The organism is Bacillus sp. 1780r2a1 (genome assembly GCA_024134725.1).
GTDB lineage: Bacteria > Bacillota > Bacilli > Bacillales > Bacillaceae_H > Priestia > Priestia aryabhattai_A.
In genome coordinates this window covers 2880932-2902043 of sequence record CP099863.1, presented here as the reverse complement: position 1 = coordinate 2902043, position 21112 = coordinate 2880932, and the positions used below count along the sequence as shown (strand labels likewise).

Annotated in this window: 25 protein-coding genes and 1 riboswitch; of the genes, 19 read left to right on the top strand and 6 right to left on the bottom strand. The window is 37.3% G+C overall.

Annotation, left to right across the window (positions count from 1 at the left end; genetic code table 11):
• The first annotated feature begins 11 nt into the window (after window positions 1-11).
• The 7 genes from NIZ91_14595 to NIZ91_14565 all read left to right on the top strand — a co-directional run bounded on the left by NIZ91_14595 (window position 12) and on the right by NIZ91_14565 (window position 6651).
• Window positions 12-1376: an aspartate aminotransferase family protein gene (locus tag NIZ91_14595; protein USY53976.1), complete on the top strand. Its 1365-nt coding sequence runs from the start codon at window positions 12-14 to the stop codon at window positions 1374-1376.
• Entirely contained in the window at window positions 1369-2070 is a 702-nt protein-coding gene (locus tag NIZ91_14590; GenBank protein ID USY53975.1) for a CoA transferase subunit A, read from the top strand. Before NIZ91_14595 ends, NIZ91_14590 begins: the two co-directional genes overlap by 8 nt.
• Window positions 2055-2717 carry a 3-oxoacid CoA-transferase subunit B gene (locus tag NIZ91_14585; protein USY53974.1) on the top strand — a complete coding sequence of 221 codons (663 nt, stop codon included), beginning with the start codon at window positions 2055-2057 and terminating at the stop codon, window positions 2715-2717. The genes NIZ91_14590 and NIZ91_14585 overlap by 16 nt, the downstream gene beginning before the upstream one ends.
• Window positions 2718-2729: 12 nt before the next feature.
• Entirely contained in the window at window positions 2730-3998 is a 1269-nt protein-coding gene (locus NIZ91_14580) for a peptidase (GenBank protein ID USY53973.1), read from the top strand.
• Window positions 3999-4015: 17 nt separating this feature from the next.
• Entirely contained in the window at window positions 4016-4861 is an 846-nt protein-coding gene (ablB, locus tag NIZ91_14575; protein USY53972.1) for a putative beta-lysine N-acetyltransferase, read from the top strand.
• 94 nt (window positions 4862-4955) lie between these two features.
• On the top strand, window positions 4956-6359 hold the full coding sequence (gene ablA, locus NIZ91_14570; GenBank protein USY53971.1) for a lysine 2,3-aminomutase: 1404 nt from the start codon (window positions 4956-4958) through the stop codon (window positions 6357-6359).
• A 13-nt stretch (window positions 6360-6372) separates the two neighbouring features.
• A complete protein-coding gene (locus NIZ91_14565; protein ID USY53970.1) occupies window positions 6373-6651 on the top strand; it encodes a YokU family protein in 279 nt (92 codons plus the stop codon).
• A gap of 60 nt (window positions 6652-6711) precedes the next feature.
• On the opposite strand, the gene NIZ91_14560 is transcribed toward NIZ91_14565, so the two are convergent.
• The 3 genes from NIZ91_14560 to NIZ91_14550 all read right to left on the bottom strand — a co-directional run bounded on the left by NIZ91_14560 (window position 6712) and on the right by NIZ91_14550 (window position 9995).
• Window positions 6712-7862 (bottom strand): IS3 family transposase gene (locus NIZ91_14560; GenBank protein USY53969.1). Its coding sequence is split into 2 segments (ribosomal slippage): window positions 6712-7589 and window positions 7589-7862, totalling 1152 coding nucleotides; the frame shifts between segments, so codons are not numbered across the junction.
• A 122-nt stretch (window positions 7863-7984) separates the two neighbouring features.
• The gene (gene dat, locus NIZ91_14555) at window positions 7985-8833 is read right to left on the bottom strand and encodes a D-amino-acid transaminase (protein USY53968.1); all 849 of its coding nucleotides are present in this window, start codon (window positions 8831-8833) and stop codon (window positions 7985-7987) included.
• Window positions 8834-8957: 124 nt separating this feature from the next.
• Entirely contained in the window at window positions 8958-9995 is a 1038-nt protein-coding gene (locus tag NIZ91_14550; GenBank protein ID USY53967.1) for an acyltransferase family protein, read from the bottom strand.
• A 381-nt stretch (window positions 9996-10376) separates the two neighbouring features.
• On the opposite strand from NIZ91_14550, the gene NIZ91_14545 reads away from it, so the two are divergent.
• The 3 genes from NIZ91_14545 (at window position 10377) to NIZ91_14535 (ending at window position 11846) form a co-directional block, all read left to right on the top strand.
• Entirely contained in the window at window positions 10377-10592 is a 216-nt protein-coding gene (locus NIZ91_14545; GenBank protein USY53966.1) for a YozE family protein, read from the top strand.
• Window positions 10593-10764: 172 nt separating this feature from the next.
• On the top strand, window positions 10765-11454 hold the full coding sequence (locus tag NIZ91_14540) for a hypothetical protein (GenBank protein USY53965.1): 690 nt from the start codon (window positions 10765-10767) through the stop codon (window positions 11452-11454).
• Window positions 11455-11678: 224 nt separating this feature from the next.
• The gene (locus NIZ91_14535) at window positions 11679-11846 is read left to right on the top strand and encodes a YozD family protein (GenBank protein ID USY53964.1); all 168 of its coding nucleotides are present in this window, start codon (window positions 11679-11681) and stop codon (window positions 11844-11846) included.
• A gap of 60 nt (window positions 11847-11906) precedes the next feature.
• Here NIZ91_14535 and NIZ91_14530 read toward each other — a convergent pair whose 3' ends face one another.
• Window positions 11907-12935, bottom strand: a complete 1029-nt coding sequence (locus NIZ91_14530; GenBank protein ID USY53963.1) for a DUF2515 domain-containing protein — start codon at window positions 12933-12935, stop codon at window positions 11907-11909.
• Between the two features lie 112 nt (window positions 12936-13047).
• Here NIZ91_14530 and NIZ91_14525 point away from each other — a divergent pair, with 112 nt between their 5' ends.
• The 6 genes from NIZ91_14525 (at window position 13048) to NIZ91_14500 (ending at window position 16405) form a co-directional block, all read left to right on the top strand.
• Window positions 13048-13254 (top strand): hypothetical protein, encoded by a 207-nt coding sequence (locus NIZ91_14525; protein ID USY53962.1) that lies wholly within the window; start codon window positions 13048-13050, stop codon window positions 13252-13254.
• A gap of 8 nt (window positions 13255-13262) precedes the next feature.
• Entirely contained in the window at window positions 13263-14081 is an 819-nt protein-coding gene (locus NIZ91_14520; GenBank protein ID USY53961.1) for a serine/threonine protein kinase, read from the top strand.
• 30 nt (window positions 14082-14111) lie between these two features.
• A complete protein-coding gene (locus tag NIZ91_14515; protein ID USY53960.1) occupies window positions 14112-14885 on the top strand; it encodes a sporulation protein in 774 nt (257 codons plus the stop codon).
• A 60-nt stretch (window positions 14886-14945) separates the two neighbouring features.
• Window positions 14946-15083 (top strand): hypothetical protein, encoded by a 138-nt coding sequence (locus NIZ91_14510; protein USY53959.1) that lies wholly within the window; start codon window positions 14946-14948, stop codon window positions 15081-15083.
• A gap of 75 nt (window positions 15084-15158) precedes the next feature.
• Window positions 15159-15806 carry a phosphatase PAP2 family protein gene (locus tag NIZ91_14505; protein ID USY53958.1) on the top strand — a complete coding sequence of 216 codons (648 nt, stop codon included), beginning with the start codon at window positions 15159-15161 and terminating at the stop codon, window positions 15804-15806.
• Between the two features lie 278 nt (window positions 15807-16084).
• Entirely contained in the window at window positions 16085-16405 is a 321-nt protein-coding gene (locus NIZ91_14500; GenBank protein USY53957.1) for a hypothetical protein, read from the top strand.
• Between the two features lie 40 nt (window positions 16406-16445).
• Here NIZ91_14500 and NIZ91_14495 read toward each other — a convergent pair whose 3' ends face one another.
• Window positions 16446-16598, bottom strand: coding sequence for a hypothetical protein (locus NIZ91_14495; protein USY53956.1), 153 nt, complete (start codon window positions 16596-16598; stop codon window positions 16446-16448).
• Between the two features lie 198 nt (window positions 16599-16796).
• On the opposite strand from NIZ91_14495, the gene deoD reads away from it, so the two are divergent.
• The 3 genes from deoD (at window position 16797) to NIZ91_14480 (ending at window position 19578) form a co-directional block, all read left to right on the top strand.
• Window positions 16797-17501 carry a purine-nucleoside phosphorylase gene (gene deoD, locus NIZ91_14490; protein USY53955.1) on the top strand — a complete coding sequence of 235 codons (705 nt, stop codon included), beginning with the start codon at window positions 16797-16799 and terminating at the stop codon, window positions 17499-17501.
• A gap of 49 nt (window positions 17502-17550) precedes the next feature.
• Window positions 17551-17711: riboswitch (yybP-ykoY riboswitch) on the top strand.
• Between the two features lie 57 nt (window positions 17712-17768).
• The gene (locus NIZ91_14485; protein USY53954.1) at window positions 17769-17942 is read left to right on the top strand and encodes a hypothetical protein; all 174 of its coding nucleotides are present in this window, start codon (window positions 17769-17771) and stop codon (window positions 17940-17942) included.
• Window positions 17943-18192: 250 nt separating this feature from the next.
• A complete protein-coding gene (locus NIZ91_14480) occupies window positions 18193-19578 on the top strand; it encodes a SulP family inorganic anion transporter (protein USY57177.1) in 1386 nt (461 codons plus the stop codon).
• Between the two features lie 253 nt (window positions 19579-19831).
• Here NIZ91_14480 and NIZ91_14475 read toward each other — a convergent pair whose 3' ends face one another.
• The gene (locus NIZ91_14475) at window positions 19832-20998 is read right to left on the bottom strand and encodes a rod shape-determining protein RodA (GenBank protein ID USY53953.1); all 1167 of its coding nucleotides are present in this window, start codon (window positions 20996-20998) and stop codon (window positions 19832-19834) included.
• Window positions 20999-21112: the final 114 nt, after the last annotated feature.

The window sequence follows — 21112 nt, the reverse complement described above, 5'->3', positions numbered from 1 at the left end:
GAGGAATCGCGATGACTGATAAGTCTTTATCGAACTTAATCAAACCACTGTTAGATGCTTGGTATCCTACGATTTCTCACGGAATGGGAGTTTATCTGTATGATGTACAAGGCAAAAAATATTTAGATGCATCATCTGGTGCGGTGACGGCAAACGTTGGACATGGTGTTCAAGAGATTATTGATAAAATGAATGACCAAGCAAAAAAAGTTGCGTTTGTGTATCGCTCTCAGTTTACAAGTGAACCTGCTGAAAGATTAGCAGCACGGCTTTGTGAGCTGAGCAATCATCATTTCCAATTTGTTTTTTTTGTTAATAGTGGAACCGAAGCAACAGAAACCGCAATGAAGATGGCTATTCAACACTGGCAGGAAAAAGGAAAGCCTCAAAAAATAAAAGTATTATCAAGGTGGATGAGTTATCACGGCATTACAATTGGTGCTTTGTCTATGTCAGGGCATGCAGGTAGAAGGAAAAGGTTTGTGCCTTTACTAGAGGAGTACCCTTCCGTTTCGCCACCTTATTGTTATAGGTGTCCATTTGAAAAAACGTACCCATCTTGTAACTTAGCATGTGCAAACGAACTTGAACGAGTAATTAAGCGTACGGGAAGTGAGCAAATTGCAGCTTTTATTACGGAACCTATTATTGGAGCGGCTGGAGCGGCGATTACACCACCGGATGGATATTACGAGCGAATCCGAGAGATTTGCGATAAATACGATGTTTTATGGATTGTAGATGAGGTAATGACGGGAATGGGACGTACAGGAAAGGTGTTTGCGTATGAACATTGGAAAGCTAAGCCCGATCTTTTGACTCTTGGTAAAGGTTTAAGTGCTGGATACACTCCAATTGCAGCCGCCGTTGCTACCAAGGACGTACTAGCACCCGTACTGAATGGATCTAATCTAATTATGAGTGGACATACACTAAGCGCAAATCCGCTCTCTTCAGCAGTTGCTTTAGCTGTACTCGATTACATCCAGGATCACTCTTTAATAGAAGCAGTTGAAAGCAAAGGCGCATATTTGTATGCAAAGCTTAAGAGTTTGCAACAGCATGTAAATATTATAGGAGATATTAGAGGAAAGGGATTACTGCTAGGTATAGAACTTGTTCAAAATTTAAATTCTAAAGCTTCATTTGCTTCATCGATTGAATTGACGTCTAGGATTATTCAAAAAGCTCAAGATAAAGGTCTTCTGCTATACCCCTCTCAAGCTGGAGAAGATGGGATAGAAGGGGATGGGATTATCATATCACCTCCATATACTATTACGTCACACGAAATTGATGAGCTGGTGGAATTACTAACTGTGACGATGATTGAGATTGAAAAAGAACTGGGGGGAGAGGAAGAGAAAAATGAATAATCTTCAAAATAAGTTTCATAAAATGGTTAAAAGTAAAGATATCATGAACTATGTTCAAAGTGGTATGACGATTATGTTTGGTGGATTTGGAGGAGTGGGTACAGCTCCTACTATAATCGAAGAAATGTTAAAAAGTGATGTTAACGAGCTAACGCTTATTTGTAATGACGCAGGTTTTCCAAACATTGGTGTAGGGAAGCTTGTATGTGAACAGCGAATTAAAAAGCTCATTGCTTCGCATATTGGTTCCAACCCGGTTGCTGGTAAACAAATGACAGATGGAACACTAGAAGTAGAATTTTCTCCTCAAGGAACGCTTGTTGAGAGAATTCGAGCAGCCGGAGTAGGCATCGGCGGCATATTGATTGATGTGGGTATTGAAACCGACGTAATTTGTGTGGGAAAGCAAATGATTACTCTATCAGACAAAACGTTTTTAGTGGAGACGCCGTTGGAAGCAGATGTATCAATTGTTTACGCTAAGAAAGCAGATGAATTTGGGAATTTGCTGTATGATAAAAGCGCTCGTAATACGAACCCGCTTGTAGCTATGGCTGGTAAAGTAACGATTGCTGAAGTGGAAGAAATTGTCCCGTTAGGTGAACTTGATCCTGATTCAGTTATGACTCCAGGTGTTTTTGTAAACTATATTGTTCAGTCAAAAGGGGTGGATTGGAAATGGGTTTGGGAATAGATAGTCGACAGCGAATTGCTAAGCGCGCTGCTCAGGAAATTGAAAATGGAATGATTGTGAATCTAGGTATTGGAATTCCATCACTTATTCCTAACTATATTCCTTCGACGATAGCGGTAATGTTTCATGCTGAAAATGGAATTGTTGGAATCGGTCCCTCCCCAGTTAAAGGGCAGGAAGATGAAAATGCCTGCAATGCAGCAGGTTATCCCATTACTACGCTTGCAGGATCTTCATATTGTGATAGCGCTATTGCTTTTGGGATGATTCGAAAAGGATATGTTGATATGACCATATTAGGTGCGCTAGAAGTCAGTGAACAAGGGGACTTGGCAAACTGGATTGTACCTGGCAAGCGAGTACCAGGTATGGGAGGAGCGATGGAATTAGCCCAAAAAGTTAAGAAGGTGGTTGTATTGATGAACCACACTAATAAAAATGGAGAACCTAAGCTTGTAAAATCATGTTCGTTGCCACTTACCGCTAAGCGCTGCGTGGATTTAATTATTACAGATCAAGCCGTCTTAAAAGTAGAAAATAATCGCTTGATTTTAATAGAAGTAATGTCTCCTTATACCGTCGAAGAGGTGCTGCAAGCAACTGATGCAACAGTAGAGCTTAGCGATAGCATTAAAATGATTCCCTAAGGAGGTTTGTAGATGACGAATTGGCAAGAGAAAATTCAGGGGTGGTTAATTGAATATAAACATGAAATAGTTCGGCTCTTACAACGTTTTGTGCAAGAAGCAAGTGTACAGGGGAATGAAAAATATGTGCAGGCAATCGTGATTGAAAAGTTAAGGCAGCTTCAGTTAGTCATTGATATATGGGAACCAGATTTTAAAGAGCTGCGTAAAAATGAAGCATTTGCCTCGACTCGAACCAGCTTTCAAGATAGCCCTAATGTTGTAGGTGTTTTAAAAGGAAGGGGGGGAGGCAAATCTATTCTATTAAATGGTCACATTGATGTGGTACCACCAGGAGATTTAACACATTGGAAAGATGACCCATTTAGTGGAATTGTAAGAGATGGAAATGTATATGGCAGAGGGAGTACGGATATGAAAGGAGGAAACGTAGCTCTTCTTTTTGCTATTCAAGCGTTACAAGAAATCGGAATTTCATTAAAAGGTGACGTTATCTTTCAAAGTGTAATTGAAGAAGAAAGTGGAGGAGCAGGTACGCTTGCATGTGTGTTAAGAGGCTACAAAGCGGACGGAGCCATTATCCCTGAACCTACGAGCATGAAGATATTCTCCAAACAGCAAGGTTCTATGTGGTTTCGTTTAACCATACATGGTCGATCTGCTCACGGAGGTACAAGGTATGAAGGAGTGAGTGCAATCGAGAAAGCAATGCTTCTTATTGAACATCTGCAGCAGCTAGAGAAAAATCGCAATGCCCGCATTGTGGATCCGCTGTACAAAAATACTCCCATTCCTGTGCCAATTAACATAGGTACTATAAAAGGTGGATCTTGGCCGTCTTCAGTTGCAGATGAAGTCATAATTGAAGGAAGGATTGGAGTTGCACCTCATGAAAAGATGAAAGATGTGAAGGAAGAAGTAGAAGAATGGTTGAAAAAAATTAGCGTGCAAGATTCTTGGTTTAATATTCAACCTGTGAATGTAGAATGGTTTGGGGCACAATGGCTACCAAATGAACTAGATATACAACACCCTCTTATTTCATCTCTCTCTCAAAGCTATGAGCAAGCAATGAGTCACCCTCCTAGTATTGAAGCATCACCTTGGGGTACTGATGGAGGAATTTTATCTCAGGTTGGTAAGATTCCAACGGTGGTGTTTGGTCCAGGAGTTACGGAAGTTGCTCACTTTCCAAACGAATACATTTCTATTGAATCTGTTATAAAAGCTACTGAAATCATTGCTCTTACCATTATTGATTGGTGCGGAATTGCTGAATGATGAAGGAGGGAAACGGTTTGCTTGAAGTTAATAGACCGGAATTCAGCGCGCTCTGTATACACGACTCCTTTAATAAAAGGCTTCGAATTGAGGATTATCGAGGAAATATTTCTAGCATAAGTCACTATATAAAGAGAGAGATGAATAAGCATCAGTTAGAAAAAGCAATAATAAAGTCTCGCTACGAACAGGTTGAAAGCTGGTTGAAATATGGATATCGTTTGGAAGCAACCATTCCCTCTTATTTTAATGGAAGCACTGCTTACTTAATGACCTTTTATGAAAGCCAAGAGAGGCAAGTGCATAATTATTATGTGAAAGAAAATAATCTTCTTGAAAAAGTTCAGTTATTACCGCTAAAGTGCCAGGAAACATTGGTGCTACCTTACAAGTTAAGGAAAGCTGTAAAGAGTGATGCCAAACAACTCGTAACATTATATAAAACAGTATTTACCATTTACCCTTCTCCCTTACATGATTTGATTTACGTTCAAAACATACTTGAAGATGGAACACTTTTCTTTATTATTGAATATGAAGGAGAAATTGTAAGCGCAGCTTCCGCAGAAATTAATAAGGTGTATCACAATGCAGAATTAACAGATTGTGCTACTCTGCCATCTCACCGCTCACTTGGTTTAATGAAGCATTTAATGGTTGAAATTGAGAGAGAATTGAAAAAGGAATATGTTTATTGTGTATACACCATAGCGAGAGCGCTTTCATTAGGTATGAATGCCGCTTTCCACCAGCTTGGCTATTCCTATAGTGGGAGACTTATTAACAATTGCTTCATTTCTAAGACGCTAGAAAATATGAATATATGGTCAAAGGATTTATCAACATTAAAAAATGGGCTTTAGAATAGGAAAGTTAGATAAAATATAACCATTTACTAGGCATCCACATATATAAAGTAGTAGCACAGTCTAAATTTTAATTAAGGGAGGCGTTTTTGTGTTACATGACTTATATAAGCCATCGCGTCATTGGAAAGACATCGACCTTTGGAAAGATGTACCAGAAGAGAAATGGAATGATTGGATTTGGCAATTAACCCATACAATTCGAACGCTTGATGATTTAAAAAAGGTCATTCATTTAACACCCGAAGAAGAAGAGGGGGTTCGAATTGCAACCAAAACGATTCCATTAAATATTACACCTTATTATGCTTGGTTAATGAATCCAGATGATCCGCGTTGTCCAATTCGCATGCAGTCTGTACCAATTGGTCAAGAAATGCATAAAACGAGATATGATTTAGAAGATCCTTTAGAGGAAGATGAAGATTCACCTGTACCTGGGCTTACACATCGCTACCCTGACCGAGTTTTATTTCTTGTCACCAATCAATGCTCGATGTACTGTCGTTATTGTACCCGGAGACGATTCTCAGGACAAATTGGAATGGGTGTTCCTAAAAAACAACTAGATATGGCAATTGAATATATTGCTCAAACAAAAGAAGTACGAGACGTTCTAATATCCGGTGGCGATGGGTTGCTAATTAATGATCAAATTTTAGAATATATCTTAAAAAACTTACGCGCTATTCCCCATGTTGAAATCATTCGTATTGGCACAAGAGCACCGGTTGTTTTTCCGCAACGAATCACAGAAAACTTATGTGCCATTTTAAAAAAGTATCATCCAGTCTGGCTAAATACTCATTTTAATACATCAATTGAAATCACAGAAGAAACGAAAAAAGCATGTGAAATGCTGGTGGATGCTGGTGTGCCTGTGGGAAATCAAGCAGTTATCTTATCTGGTATTAATGATAGCGTACCAATTATGAAAAAGCTAATGCATGATTTAGTGAAAATTCGTGTCAGACCTTACTATATTTATCAATGTGATTTATCAGAAGGAATTGGTCACTTTAGAGCACCTGTATCCAAAGGGCTTGAAATTATTGAAGGACTAAGAGGGCATACGTCAGGCTATGCTGTACCTACTTTTGTAGTGGACGCACCTGGTGGTGGCGGTAAGATTGCCATTCAACCAAACTATTTAATTAGTCAAAGTGCTGGTAAGGTTGTACTTCGAAACTTTGAAGGGGTAATTACCACTTATCCAGAACCAGAAAACTATATTCCTAACAGAGCGGATGACTACTTCTATTCAATTTATCCGGATGCAAAGCAAAAGGAATCTTCTATTGGAATAGCAGGGTTAATGAATGAAACAAACTCAACGCTTATCCCGGAGGGGTTAGGAAGAGTAACTAGACGGAAATCTTATGAAGCAGATACAGCACATGCAACTCTAAAGGATAAACGTGAAAAAAGAGATGAGTTAAAGGAGAAAAAGTTTCAAGCTCAAGCACAAAAAGAAAAGGGTTCCACTTCATCTTGAGGAGGCAAATACAATGATGGTAGAATGCGCATGGTGCGGCGAAAGCGCTGGGGAAAAAAGCGTCCATACCGCTTTTTGGGAACTTCCAGATGGAACAAGAGGAATTGAAATCACGGATGTACCTTGTATTAAATGTTCTGCCTGTGGAATGCATTATCAAGAAGAAGAAGTGATAGAAGAGATTGAAACACAGCTGCTGCTTGTAGATACAAAGCTGCTTCAAAAGGTTATTTCTTATAAAGAACTACTGGCAACACCGCGTCTATTAAAACGTAACTATTTCAAGTTCTAAGAAAAAGCCCTTATTTGAAGGGACTGACCCCTGTTTTTGAGACAGGAATCAAAACACCTTTTAAACAACCAGTTTTCTGTATTGTACAGGAGACTGGTTGTTTAATTTTGTTTGAATACGGGCATGGTTATAATACGTAATATAGCTTTTGACGGTTTGCTCTACGATGGTAGTCGTAGTGTATGTCAACTCGTCAAGGTAGAACGTTTCAGACTTTAGTGAGGAATGAAACGATTCAATTGAGGCATTATCTGCGGGCGTCCCTTTTCGGGACATACTCATGATAATGCCTTTCTCTTTAATTGTTTGTTGATAAGCATACGATGTGTACACAGAGCCTTGATCACTATGCAACGTGCACCCTTCCGGTAGAGAAGGGAGTTGGTTAAGCGTGTCTAAAACAAACGCGACATTTTGACAATCACCTATGGAATACGCAATAATCTCTCCGTTAAATAAATCTTGAATACTTGAAAGATACAATGGTTTCGGCCCAAAAGGCAAGTACGTAATATCGGTCACGAGCTTTTGGAGAGGGCGTTCAGCTTGAAAGTCACGATTTAATACATTCTCTGCAACCTGATAAGGTTGCCCTGTTCGCTGCCGTTTCTTTCGTTTAACACGACATTGCCAACCGTATTTCTGCATGGTACGCTGCACAAACTTGTGGTTAATCTTCATGGTTCGCTTGAGTACAGCTGTGATTTTTCGATAGCCATATCGAAACTTGTGTGCACGACATTGTTCACCCACTTGCTGTTCCATCCATTTCTTTCGTGTATCCTGTTGACTATGCTGCTTCCAACGGTAGTAAGTGGATCGGGGAATACCAAGATGGAAACAGATTTGATAAATAGGGATTTGTTCTTTTAACTCTTCCACTAGGTTCACTGCGATTTCTGGTACCACTTCCTTTCCAATTCCTTGTACTTTTTTAAAATCTCGATTTGTTGCTTTAACTGTCGGTTCTCAGCCTCTAACTTCGCTGTCTCGCTTTCAAAATCAGGACCTTTTCCATAGGCATATTGCTTGCCTACTGGCTGTTCCAACCGGTGTACATTCCCAGTTTGATACCACTTCATCCACGTTTTTAATTGGGTAGGATTTCGAATGTTTAGTTGTGATAAGACTTTTTTTACAGGTACACCGGCTAATCTCATTTCAATTGCCTTTAACTTTAGTTCGACTGGATAACTGACTCTTGTTCCCATAGAAAAAACACCTCCAAGTGATGGTTAGGTACTACATACCCAGTTTTCAACTTAAAGGTGTTTTTTATTTGTCTCACTTTACGGGGTCAGTCCCGAAAAAATAAGGGCTTTTTGTTCTTATATTAACTTTGTACGTGTACTTGCTGCTCTCGAAATGTTTGGTATGCATTAGTTAATTTATCAATAATAGGACGTGTTGTTGACAAGTCTTGCCCATCGATGCGTGCAATTGGTAAGATACCAATGGATGTGCTCGTGACAAAGGCTTCATCAGCTTGCTTAATAAAATCAATTGTCATATGCTGTTCTCGCACTTGAATGCCTTCTTGTTTTGCGCAAGAAAGAATATTGGTACGTGTAATACCGCATAAAATTTGCTTAGTGGCTGGAGTGGTATATAGGGTTTGATCTTTTATGACGAACACATTGCTGCTAGAACCTTCTGTTATGTATCCGTCCTTTACAAGAATGGCTTCTTTGCATCCTTTAGAGGCAGCTGCTTGTTTTGCTAGAATATTTGGAAGTAAGTTTAATGATTTAATGTAACAGTTTGCCCAACGCTCATCTTCTAAAAGTAAGGTGGAAATCCCTTTTTCATAAGCCTCATCAGGCATTTGGCGTGGATGTCTAATCGTCATAGATAACTCTGCTTTGGTATCTGGAAATAAATGATTTCGAGGAGAAATTCCACGCGTGACCTGCATGTAAATATCGGCTTCTGCCAATGTGGACTTTTGTAGTCCTTCCTCGATTAATTTTTCTAATTCCACTCTGCTAAATGGAAGCTCAATTAATAACGCTTTTGCGCTTCGCTCAAGACGATCTAAATGCTGAGATAGTGCTAAAGGTGTTCCTTTGTATACGCGAATAAATTCATATACGCCATCGCCAAATTGATGCCCGCGCTCATCAATAGGAATTACTCTCTCGTTGATATCTCGAAATTGTCCATCATAATAACCAAGTTCCATGTGTATACACTCCTTCTTTCTCTTATAGTGAAACGTTACCATAAAATTCAGTAAAATGAAATTAGAAACTATTTGAGCCCCATAAACAAAAATCTCATCCCTTAGTAAGAGATGAGATTTTTGTTTATGGGAACGTTCGTTTAATTGCTAATGAGAATTTTTCTATGGCTTTCTTTGGCGTAATGAACTGAATAAATAGTTTCGTACCAGTAATAACCCAATCAACAATGCGACTACCTAATAAAAGCGTTACTAAAATAGACATAGCTGTTAAAACCATTATGCTCCAAAAGCTAGCATCTAAGCTTTTAGCAAATTCAGTAGTGAAAAACCACTTTAAAACAAATCCATGTAAAAGGTAGACATAAAGCGAACGCTGTCCGATGCTTGTTAAAGCAAAAGAACGTGTTGGGATTAAGGCCATAAATGCAAAAGATACAATAAACGCAATGGCATAGTGAGACAAACGCATTAGAAATTCGCTTACGCTATTGTATGTGTTTGTGCCATAAAGCATGTCCGTATAAACGGTGTCATTTAAAAAGTAATAACTTGCTGCCAGTGTTACAACTAGAATAGTTGAAGCAATCACCCGATTTTTGGCTGTTAAAAGATTTTTAAATGGTTCTTCTCTCTGTGATAGATAATAACCCATCAAAAAGAAAGGGAAGAATACAAACATACGACTGATACTTAGGATTTTTTCAAATCCATCAATGTTGACAAAACCAATTCCAACACCTAGTAAAATAGAAGCGGTCATGCTAATCCACATTGGAAACTTTGCGAAAAATGGCAGCATTAATTTCCAAAAGATTAAGCTAAGCAAGAACCACATTGCCCAACGTGGTACTAAATACTGTAACGTGTACGTTTCGTTCGTATAAAGCGCACTATAGTAAAAGGTGTAGATGGTTTGAAATGCTAAGTAAGGAATAGCAACTTTGGTAAAGATTTTTTTATAATATCCTTTTTTATGAAAATTTTTAGAGAAATAACCAGCTAGTAAGATAAATACTGGCATATGGAAAATAAAGATAAAGTGATAAATGGACAACATGCCCTCGCTATCTGTACGATAAGGTGAAATCATATGTCCAAATACAACTAAAAAAATTAATACAAATTTAGCGTTATCAAAATAAGCATTTCGTGTACTCATATTATTCATCTTTCCTTATTCTTTGCTGATTTAAACGTGTATCAGCAATTTTTTATTGTGCTTTCAGTAGCAAATTAAATCATGAAAATGAAAAATTTGCAATTTATATTTTTACTATAAAACCTGTCGAAACAGCATTTTTGTTACAGTTGTGCATCGTTTTTGTCACATTCAATTAAAGTTAAAAACCAAATGCTTGATATGACAACTTGTTTTCTTTACTATACAATGCAACTAGAACACAAATCTGTAATCATAATGTAATGTTTTTTGTGTATCCAAGTCAGGATTCGACGTCATTCACAAGAGACTATTTACATGGTAGTCTTATACCAAATAAAACTTGAGCAAATGCTGCATAAAATACAGGGGGAACAGCGTATGAAGTCATTTTATCACTACATGATGAAATTCAGGTTAAATCCAAAAAATGATGTAATAGGACAGCTAGCACGCTTTGTGTATGAAGACCATAGCTTTCCTAAAATGGCAGATGATTATAATGAGATCAGCTCTTATCTCGAATTAAATGGTGATTACACGATGAGCATGTCTGTTTTTGATGAGGCATGGGAGCTATATGAAATGAATCAGTAAGGTGTCAAAAAACAAAGGACCTCTATACTCAGAGTATAGAGGTCCTTTGTTTTTTGTGAAAATCAGCGCATTTCAGGCTTGATTGAGGTGATGTTACACTTCCCCTTTTACTATTTTTGCATATACTATTGTAACTTTTCAGTAGGTGTTAGTTTAACAGGGAGGTGCGACGATGGCAGGCAAGAAAAAGCCTAAATACCGCATTGGGGATACAATCGTTGTAACGATATATGGGACCGTTGGCACCATTACAGATATAAAAGTGATGGATGGACTCTTTGTATATGAGATTAACCATAGTGAAGGTCTGTTTTTAGAAGATACAATTGAGTTACTAGAAGATTATGATGGACAGATCTTAGTACAAGAACGCGTTGAGTTAGAATATAAGTATTTCTTTGGTGACATTGTTCAAGTGTTTAATTATGGAAAAGAATTGTTTAAAATCATTGGCATTCGTACAGAAATATGGCGATATAAAGAAGATGCATGGGAAGATATTGTATATGAATTATCCCGTGTTACTGACGGAGAATGGCTTGAAGCAAGTGAAGAAGAGCTTATTCTCGTGACTCCTCATGAGGAAACAGAAAACTATGTACAAAATATCGATATGTTGTATTTAGGAAAAGAAATTAAAAAGACGGAGTTGCTACCGACGATGAAAAAACAAAATGGACATGGAAAAGAAGAGATGAAATTAACAAAAGAAAAGCACGAAATCATAAATGGTTTGTTAGATGTTTATAACGATTACAGGACTTTACACGAGATGTTTCAAGATGATGAGTATGTAGAAGTAATGAACTTAGTACTGAAACATTTACACAAGATCTCCAAATCAGAGCAAGATAAAGCGTAATGCCATGTCAGTTGTTATAAGCGTATGTTAGAAAGTGTAAGCTATACATAGAAAGAGACGTATAGCATTAAAAATTTTAGACATACTCTTGTACTTTTGCTCATAAAAGTATATAAAGTAAAGTTTGAGCTAGTAAGATTAGATATTTGCTAGTCCTTTGCTTTGCTATTTTGCGAGCTCATGAAGCTACGCTTGCCCGCTGAGACGGGGTGAGGAGTGATATTGTGAAAGAAATCGAAGTAGTTATTGATACAGAGGAAATCGCTGAGTTCTTTTACAATGAACTAATAAAGCGGGGGTACGCTCCAGCTGAGGAAGAGCTAGGAGAGTTGGCTGATATTACATTTGATTATTTGATTGATAAATGTATTATCGATGAGCAAGATGAATAAAGAGAGATAATAGTAATTTAATAGCCGTACTTTATGTAACGACGAGGCCACTCGTCGTTTTTATATTATAGAGGGGATATTTAGTGTTGTTAAGTAGTGATAGGGTGATGTCCCTACAAACCAATCAGATTGATCTAAAAACGTGTGAACGCGGTTTCCCCAACACATATCTAGGGGAACAGTGGATGAAGGAGCCTTAAAATGATTAAATTTTGGGTGTAGGCTTGATGAATAGTCGTGTCTCGCTCCTGTATGTTCTACGCTATCCGCAAATGAATAAGTACCTGAATATAAATGATTATGAAAAAACAGAAGTGCATAAAGTAGCTTTCCAGCAATAATTCGGTTTTTAAGGGAAGAAAATTGTGAAATGTTCACTCCAATTAAAGCTAATTCTTTATCACATTCATAGGGAATTAATACTTGGGTCATACCAAGTAAGCTTTGTGCATAAAACTGCCATGTGTCCAGTACGTCTTCTTTTGTTTTTTTATCGTGAATGAGCTTATTTTCAATATAGTGTTGCTCATTCACAATTAAAGCCATGGATAGCAAATGTTCTTTTTCAGTAGGGTCGTTGATAAACTCAGTCCAAATGGGGTGCATAAATGCGGATACCCCTAAGGGTGAAAGCAAGTGAGACAGGTTTTGCTCATTTTTTTGACTTTCTTCATATAACAACAGTTGAGCAAAAGCATCTTGAAAGATTGTAGCATTTGCACGCTCTAAAAATAGAAAAAAAGCGTGCTGTTGGACAGGAGAAAGAAGCTTTTTGGCGAAAGTAGTTTGCAAGTCGGTCATATAGTAGCCGCCATTTCTAGAAACGAGGTGAGCTAAAAACGCCCATTTTATTTCCGGATAACTCTTATAAAATTTAAGATAAGCATGAGTTCGCGTAATGTTGTTTTTATTGTGTAAGCCAACTTTTGTTTTAATTCTTTGAACAATCTTAGACTCTTTTTCATTTAATTCAATACTGTTAGAAAAGGAAGATAGAATAGCTAAAGAGCGCTGGCTTAAGTGTGCCAAGTTGTTCGTTGTTTCAATTGTCATGGTCTTGTTAACCTTGAATGGAAGTGAATAAATCATAAAAGTTCTCCTTTTCGTTTTAAAGCAACTAAACCGGGAATAAAGTTTTTGAAACCTTTATATTATTAGTACGTAGAAAGTGTAATAAGTGTTAAGAAAAGAGGGAATTATTATGATAAAAAAACTATTGAATTCAATATTAGGTTCGAAAAAACACCATCGCTATAGCAGCAGTGATTATCATCGTCGTCCTCGACATTATAGTAGCAGCGACTACAAAAAAGGACGTCACTATGACAGTCGAAGTCACTCAAAGTATGGACATCATCATTATAAGCGTAAGAAAAAAAGCTTTTTCTCCAGCTTTTCTTCTAGCTGATTGAACAAATGAAACACTTTTTAAAATCGATTCAACGATTTCTAATAGATCGCCCTTTAAGACCAGGAACACTAATTAAGAATCGTTATAAAATTGACCGTGTTTTAGGAATGGGAAGCTACGGTATTACATACCTAGCTAAAGATCAAAAATTTGAAACACAAGTAGTAGTGAAGCAGCTACGTAAAACAAAACAAAAGCTTGAGCAAGGCAGGCGCGCTTTTGAGTATGAAAAAAAGATATTAGCAAGAATAGATCATCCACAAGTTCCTCGGCTACTGGACGTAGAGGAAAGTAGCGCTGGATTTTTTATTATAATGGACTATATTAACGGGAAGACGTTTGAAGATTTAATATTTGAACATCATCATAAATACAAAGAAAAAGATGTAGTTCAAATATTGCTACAAGTCATAGAAGTGATTCAATTTCTTCATCATGAAGGAATTGTTCACCGTGACTTGCGAATTCCAAACATTCTTAAGGTTGGTGATGTTATTTACATCATCGATTTTGGTTTAGCACGTTTTATTGGAGATGATGAACGAGTAGAAGGTTTAGTAACAGAACAGCAGTATATGAGAAGAACAACTGTTCAAAGTGATGTATACGCTTTAGGGCACTTCGCACTGTTTTTGCTGTACTCAGACTATAAGCCCACTTCAAGAAAAGAGAAGAGTTGGGAAGAAGAGCTTCTGTTATCATCAGAGCTCACAGCAATCATTCGCAAAATGTTACAAACCGATGACTTTTATAAAGATATAATGCAACTCAAAGGGGATTTGCAGTTTCTTGTTGATAAAAATATGAAGTCTTTAAACTGGTAATATAGCGTAAAAATGGGGAGGATGGAATGAATGGCTTTATTTAATAAGATATTAGCTCGAATTGGTATTGGTGCTGCTAGAGTAGATGCAAAGCTAGTAAACGATGAATTTCGTGCAGGTGAAACAATTGAAGGAATTGTAGAAGTATATGGAGGAAATGTTGAGCAGAGGATTGATCGAATTTATTTACGTCTTTTTACATCATACGTAAAAGAAGTAGATGATAAAAAGGTCAAGCAGGATATACAGCTTAATGTATTCAAGGTTAATGAGCCATTTACTATTCAGCCAGCTGAAAAAAAAGAAATTCCTTTTACTTTCCAACTACCTGATGATACACCTGTTACGCTTGGGAAAACACGAGTATGGGTAGCAACAGGTTTAGATATTAAAGATGCAGTAGACCCATCAGATATTGATTATGTGAAAGTTCTTCCCAATTTGATGGTCACAAGCGTTATGAAATCAATGGAAGACCTTGGATTTCGACTTCGACAAGTGGAGTGCGAAGAAGCACCAAGAAGAATGCGAAAGAGACTTCCTTTTGTACAAGAATTTGAATTTGTTCCAGCCAACGGCCCTTATTATGGAAAGTTAGACGAAGTAGAGGTAATTGTCCAATCAGTAGGAAACAGCCAATATGAGCTATTGCTAGAAATTGACCGTAAAGCTCGAGGATTTGGCGGCTTTTTATTTGAGGTATTGGACGCTGATGAATCTCTTGTACGGATTACAGTATCTGAAAGTGAGATTCCTCAGCTATCTGCGACTCTAGAGCGAGTTATTTCAAGATATAGCGTATAAGTTAGGATAGTCTGTCTTTCTTCTTCACATATTAAACGTGTGAGGAAGGGAGGGAAAACCATGTCTCATAAAACAAGTAATCAAACACATCAAAAAGGAATGAAAAAGTCGTCACGTCAACAGCCGGAATTCTCGAATGAATTTGTTATGAATCAAGCACCAAAGCCTGAACACTATAAGCAGCCTAAAAAAGACTAACGACTACATAAGGAGCATGTATTTGCATGCTTCTTATTCATTCTTTCCTTATCGTTTAATGGAGGAGAGCACAACATGTTAACGCGAAGACAATATATTGTTACAGTCTGCATTGCACTTGCTTTATTTTTAATTCTAATGCTGACGTATAAAACACCTGTTGTAAAAGAGCTGGATTATAATGTATTACATACCATCTTTGAGTGGAGGACAAGCTGGCTAACGTCATTTTTTATTTTTATTACAACGTTAGGATCATGGCATATTACTGCGCCGACCTGGCTTGTTCTGGTCATGCTGTTAATGTATAAGCGTCAAGGAGTGGCAGCCTTATTTATTACCCTTGTTTTTTGGGGGATTAGAGGGTTAAATTGGCTGTTAAAAGAAATATTTGAACGTCCCCGACCAGAGTGGAGTCAGCTAGTTGATGCATCACACTATAGCTTTCCAAGCGGTCATGCTATGAATTCCAGTGCTTTTTTCGTTGGCCTTCTATGCCTTGTGTTCATATATACAAGAACGCAAAGTGTGAGAATAATCGCTTCTTTATGCCTTATCCTTCTAATCCTTTTAGTTGGGTTCAGCCGCATGTATTTAGGGGTTCATTATTTAACAGATATTTTGGCTGGCTATGCTTTGGGCATCTCTTGGGCACTTAGTATGTATCAGCTATATAATAAACTTATGTATTCATCTTTAAAACGGTACCAGTTCCCCACATAATACCATTACAGGTTTTTAACAAATATTTCATTTTGTTAATTTAGGGCCCAACCTTTATCTACTAACTTTATTGAGATGATACACTAGTAAAAGCATGGCGTCCGCCATGCTTTTTTGGAGAACTTTATGCTGAGGTCGTTTAATTATAAAAGAAAGTACAAATAAAAACATGTATTTGAAATGAAGGATTTTAATCTATCTATCGCTAATATAAATGACATGGTATTAATTTATACATAGGGTACAGGATAGAATATTGAGGTTTGGAGGGAAGACATGTGAATGTGTGGACAAATTTAAAAAAGCAGTTAAATATCATTACAGAATACGACGTTACAATTATGCAGACAGAAGAAAAAGGAGAAAAAAGAGGATATAAACCAGTTCATCGTTTGACGGTCAAAGCTCTGGACCATCAAGATGCAGCGGTTAAAGTCTTTCAACAGTTCAACATTGCTGACAATCTCCCAAAAGAATGCAATGCCCGCTTTATTAGTACAGGAGATATCTTATTAATTGATGAAGGCACCCGAGGAAAGTATTACTATAAGCTTTGGACGGATGGATGGCAAAGAGTAAATCGACTTCACGTTCGGTAAAGCAAAGCGACCCATAAGGCCGCCTTTTTTGCTGAAAAAATTAATAGTCTCGCGTATGGTGTCCGGGACCATTTTTGCGTTTGTTTGCCGTGTATTCATCCCCATGTGCCTCTTGCTCCGCAATAATAGCTTCTTGAGGAATGTGATTGTTTTTCTTTGGTGAATTAATGCGATTACGATGTTTTTTGCCCATATGATCACCTCATTTATTCAAAAGTAGTGTTCTTCAGTATTTTTCCTCGAAAAGCGTTTTTCATTAAGCCATTTTTTTCAGTACATAGTTCTGCAAAAATGTTGGAATAATGAAAGGCAGAGAAAGAAATCAGTAGTGAATTCGACAAATTATGTTATAGTGAAAAGGTAACATTTTTACACAATAGGAGGTACAAAGATGAGTGTACATATTGGGGCAAAAAAAGGTGAAATTGCAGAAACGATCTTACTCCCTGGAGATCCGCTTCGTGCGAAATACATTGCGGAAACATTTCTAGAAGATGTAACTTGCTATAATGAAGTTCGTGGCATGTTAGGTTTTACAGGAACATATAAAGGAAAACGTGTGTCCGTACAAGGAACAGGAATGGGTGTTCCATCTATTGCTATTTATGTAAATGAGTTAATGAGTGAATATGGTGTTCAAAACTTAATTCGTGTCGGAACTTGTGGAGCAATTCAAAAAGATGTAAAAGTTCGTGACGTTATTTTAGCTATGTCTTCATCAAGTGATTCACAAATGAATCGCGTGAAATTTGGACCTATTGACTATGCGCCAACGGCAAATTTTGATTTATTAAAGCGCGCATATGACGCTGGGGTTGAAAAAGGATTGCATTTAAAAGTGGGGAACGTCTTCACTTCTGATCAATTTTATAATGAAGATGGGCAGTTAGAAAAGCTAGCTGCACACGGAGTACTGGCAGTTGAGATGGAAACAACAGCACTTTATACATTAGCGGCTAAATATGGGCGTAATGCGCTGTCTGTTTTAACAGTAAGTGATCACATCTTTACAGGTGAAGAAACAACAGCTGAAGAGCGTCAAACGACATTTAATGATATGATTATTGTTGCTCTAGAAGCAGCAATCAATGAGTAATAAATAGTTGAATTTCGTTCAGAACTTCCTTATAATATCTTTATAAATAAGATTCCTTAAAGGGGAGTAGCGTCAGGTTCTTTCCTGAAATAAAGTCGACATCTCGTAGAAAAATCTACCGGCTTTATTGGCATATTGAAACAATGTCTAGCAAGACCTTTACCGATTAGTGGTGAAGGTCTTTTATTGTTTAATTTAGAAATAAAAGATGTAACCATAATCGTTTGTTCTTATTTTTATGTTAAAAAGAGGAGAAGCGATGGTTCGTTGAAACAAAAAAAGAAGCTATTTTTAATGGTAGCATTTCTTATGTTAAGTAAATTATTTTTACTTGCAATGTTGACCTTAGAGGTGAAAAACCCGCCTCGATTTCAACATTTATTTGGCTTAATTCCAGTCAGCTATTCATTAAATTATACGGAAGTTCCACCTCGACGTTAATGAGAAGGACTTCACTAAAAAAAGAGCGTGCAGGTTGCGCTCTTTTTTAGTGGGATAGATTGTTCAACATGATGGTGAAAATATATTTTCAATTCAAAGAAGGTATGGTACGATAACCTACGTTCAAACCGGCTTTGGTTTTCGTGAGAGTCGAAAATCAATTTACTATATACTATGAGGTGATTTAGTGAACGTAGCAGCTATTAAGCAACAGTGGTTTTCAAATGTTCGAGGAGATATCCTCTCAGGAATGACTGTTGCTCTTGCATTAATTCCCGAAGCACTTGCATTTTCAATTATTGCAGGAGTAGATCCTATGGTAGGTCTATATGCTTCTTTTTGTATGGCAATTGTCATTGCATTTACCGGAGGGCGACCGGCAATGATTTCTGCAGCAACTGGTGCAATGGCTCTTTTAATGATTGATTTAGTGAAAAATCATGGGGTTGAGTATTTGTTTGCAGCGACAATTCTAACTGGAATTATTCAGCTTGTTTTAGGTATCTTGAAAGTTGGAAGATTTTTATCATTTTTACCACAAACGGTTATGTTTGGTTTTGTTAATGCGTTAGGAATCTTAATTTTCACCGCCCAGCTTCAGCATTTTAAAGGTGCGAACTGGGCTATGTACGCGATGGTAGCAGGAACATTATTAATTGTGTATGTATTCCCTCTTGTAACCAAACTAATTCCAGCACCGTTAGTAGCAATTGTATTTATGACGGCCGTAGCCATTTTTGGTGGAGGGTTTGGTTTGAAAACGGTAGGAGATATGGGCGAGATTACGCGTACACTACCATTTCTTCATTTTCCAGCAGTAGAATTATCATTACAAACATTATTAATTATCTTACCCTATTCACTGCCGTTAGCGATTGTTGGTTTGTTAGAATCATTACTAACTGCCACAGTTTTAGATGATATGACGGATACGGATTCTAATAAAAATAAAGAAGCACGTGGACAAGGACTTGCCAACATTGTGACAGGCCTATTCGGTGGAATGGCAGGGTGTGCTATGATTGGACAATCGGTAATCAACGTAAAGTCCGGTGGGCGCGGAAGACTTTCAACACTTATAGCAGGCGTGTTTTTATTATTTTTAATTATGGTGTTAGGTGATGTTGTAAAGCAGATTCCAATGGCCGCGCTTGTTGGCGTCATGTTTATGGTAGCGGTAGGGACGTTTGATTGGCAGTCTGTTAAAGACATTCATAAGTATCCTATATCGGACTCTGTTGTTATGATTGCAACGGTTGTTGTAGTACTACTTACACATAATTTAGCGTTAGGAGTTATGGTTGGTATTGTCATTAGTACAGTCGTGTTGGGGTGGAAAATGGCGAGATTGACCATAGTAAAAGAAGAAGAGTCTGATCGAATAGTTTATTATGTTAACGGTCCTCTTTTCTTTGCAACAACAACAATTTTTGTAAATGCATTTCACTACGAAGGTGAGCAAATGACAATCGTAATCGATTTTTCAAACTCTTACGTCTGGGACCAATCTGCGATGTTAGCCGTGGCAAAAGTGGTAGGGAAATATGAAAGTAATAATAAAAAGGTAGTATTACAAGGGATGAACAGCGCTACCCAAAAAGCAATGGGGCGAATTGGCTTAGAATCTTCAATATAGATAGCATAAAGAGGTGATTAATCACCTCTTTATTTTATTGAGAAGGCTTTTCCAAAATGACAAGGTTACCGAGGACGAATCCACTATACAATTATGTTGTTTCTTTTGAAGTAAATCATATGCTTTGCGACGATATTGGTAGTCAAACATTATAATCACCTCGTAAAATTAAAAAATGTAAGCGGTTTTATTTATAAGCTTAGCAGAATCTAAGTAAAATAAAAAGAGCGGAGTCTATACCGCTCTTTTTGTTTTACTCTGTACCAAACATATAACGTTTTTGGTGCCAAGATATTCCAAACATTAATCCAATGGCAAACATACTTCCCATTAAGGAGCTACCTCCGTAAGAAATAAATGGTAGAGGAATACCGGTTATTGGCAAAACTTGGATTGTCATACCAATATTTTGGAAGACGTGGAAGGTAATCATCGTAATGACACCTACGCATAAATAAGAGTTAAATTCATTTTTTGTTTCTAATCCAAGCTTAATTAAGTAATAAATAAGAAGGAAAAATAAGCTGATAACGATACTTCCTCCTATAAAACCGAACTCTTCACCTATTACAGCAAAGATAAAGTCCGTTTGACTTTCTGGAATATAAACAACGCCATTTCCCGGACCTTTTCCGTTAACCATACCCGAACCGATAGCATTCAGTGATTTTACTAAGTGATATGCTTCACCTGTACTGTAAGTCGTCGGGTCTAGCCATGCATAAATTCGACCAAACTGATACTGCTTAACACCTAAGTATTTTTCAAGGAAGTCGGGAGCATAAATTACTAGTGCAAGAATGCCAGCACCGATTGAACCAAGCCCTAAAAAAGCTGGAACAATTAGTTTCCAGGTTACTCCTGATACAAAGACCAGACCTACAAAAATTGCTAATAAAACAAGTGCTGTTCCCAAATCCGGTTGCTGCATCACAAGCAGTAAAGGGAATCCTAGTGTTGCACCCATTTTGGCTAGTAATAAAAGGTCTTCACGTATCGTGCGAATGCGATATTTTTCATTGTGCTTGACAATAATGTTACTTAATACAATAATCAAAAAAACTTTTACAAACTCAGAAGGTTGAAATGAAAAGCCAGGTAGTGTAAACCAACTTTTTGCACCGTTAATTTCTCGAGCAATACTGCTCGGTGCAATAATCAAGAAAATTAGAAGGAAGTTTCCAAAACCATAGAAGACCCAAGAGAGTTTTTGTAATTGATCAGAATCTAGTCGCATTACAAATGCAATAATCACTGTTCCAATTACGTAGAAAGCAACTTGTTTAATAACAAAGTTTGAATCATATTGTCCAATAGTTTGTGCACTATTAATAGCAGTAATACTTACGCAGAAAAAAAGAAAGAGAAGAAAAGCTAAATTCCAGTCAAATCTACTAACATTTCGTTGATTTTCACCCATATTATTCACCTGTCAATATCGAATCTAATTATATTCTTACTGTGGCATACTAGTGCTCAACCACAGGAGATATCTTCACTACGATGAAGATAATATCATACAGCCTCTTATTAT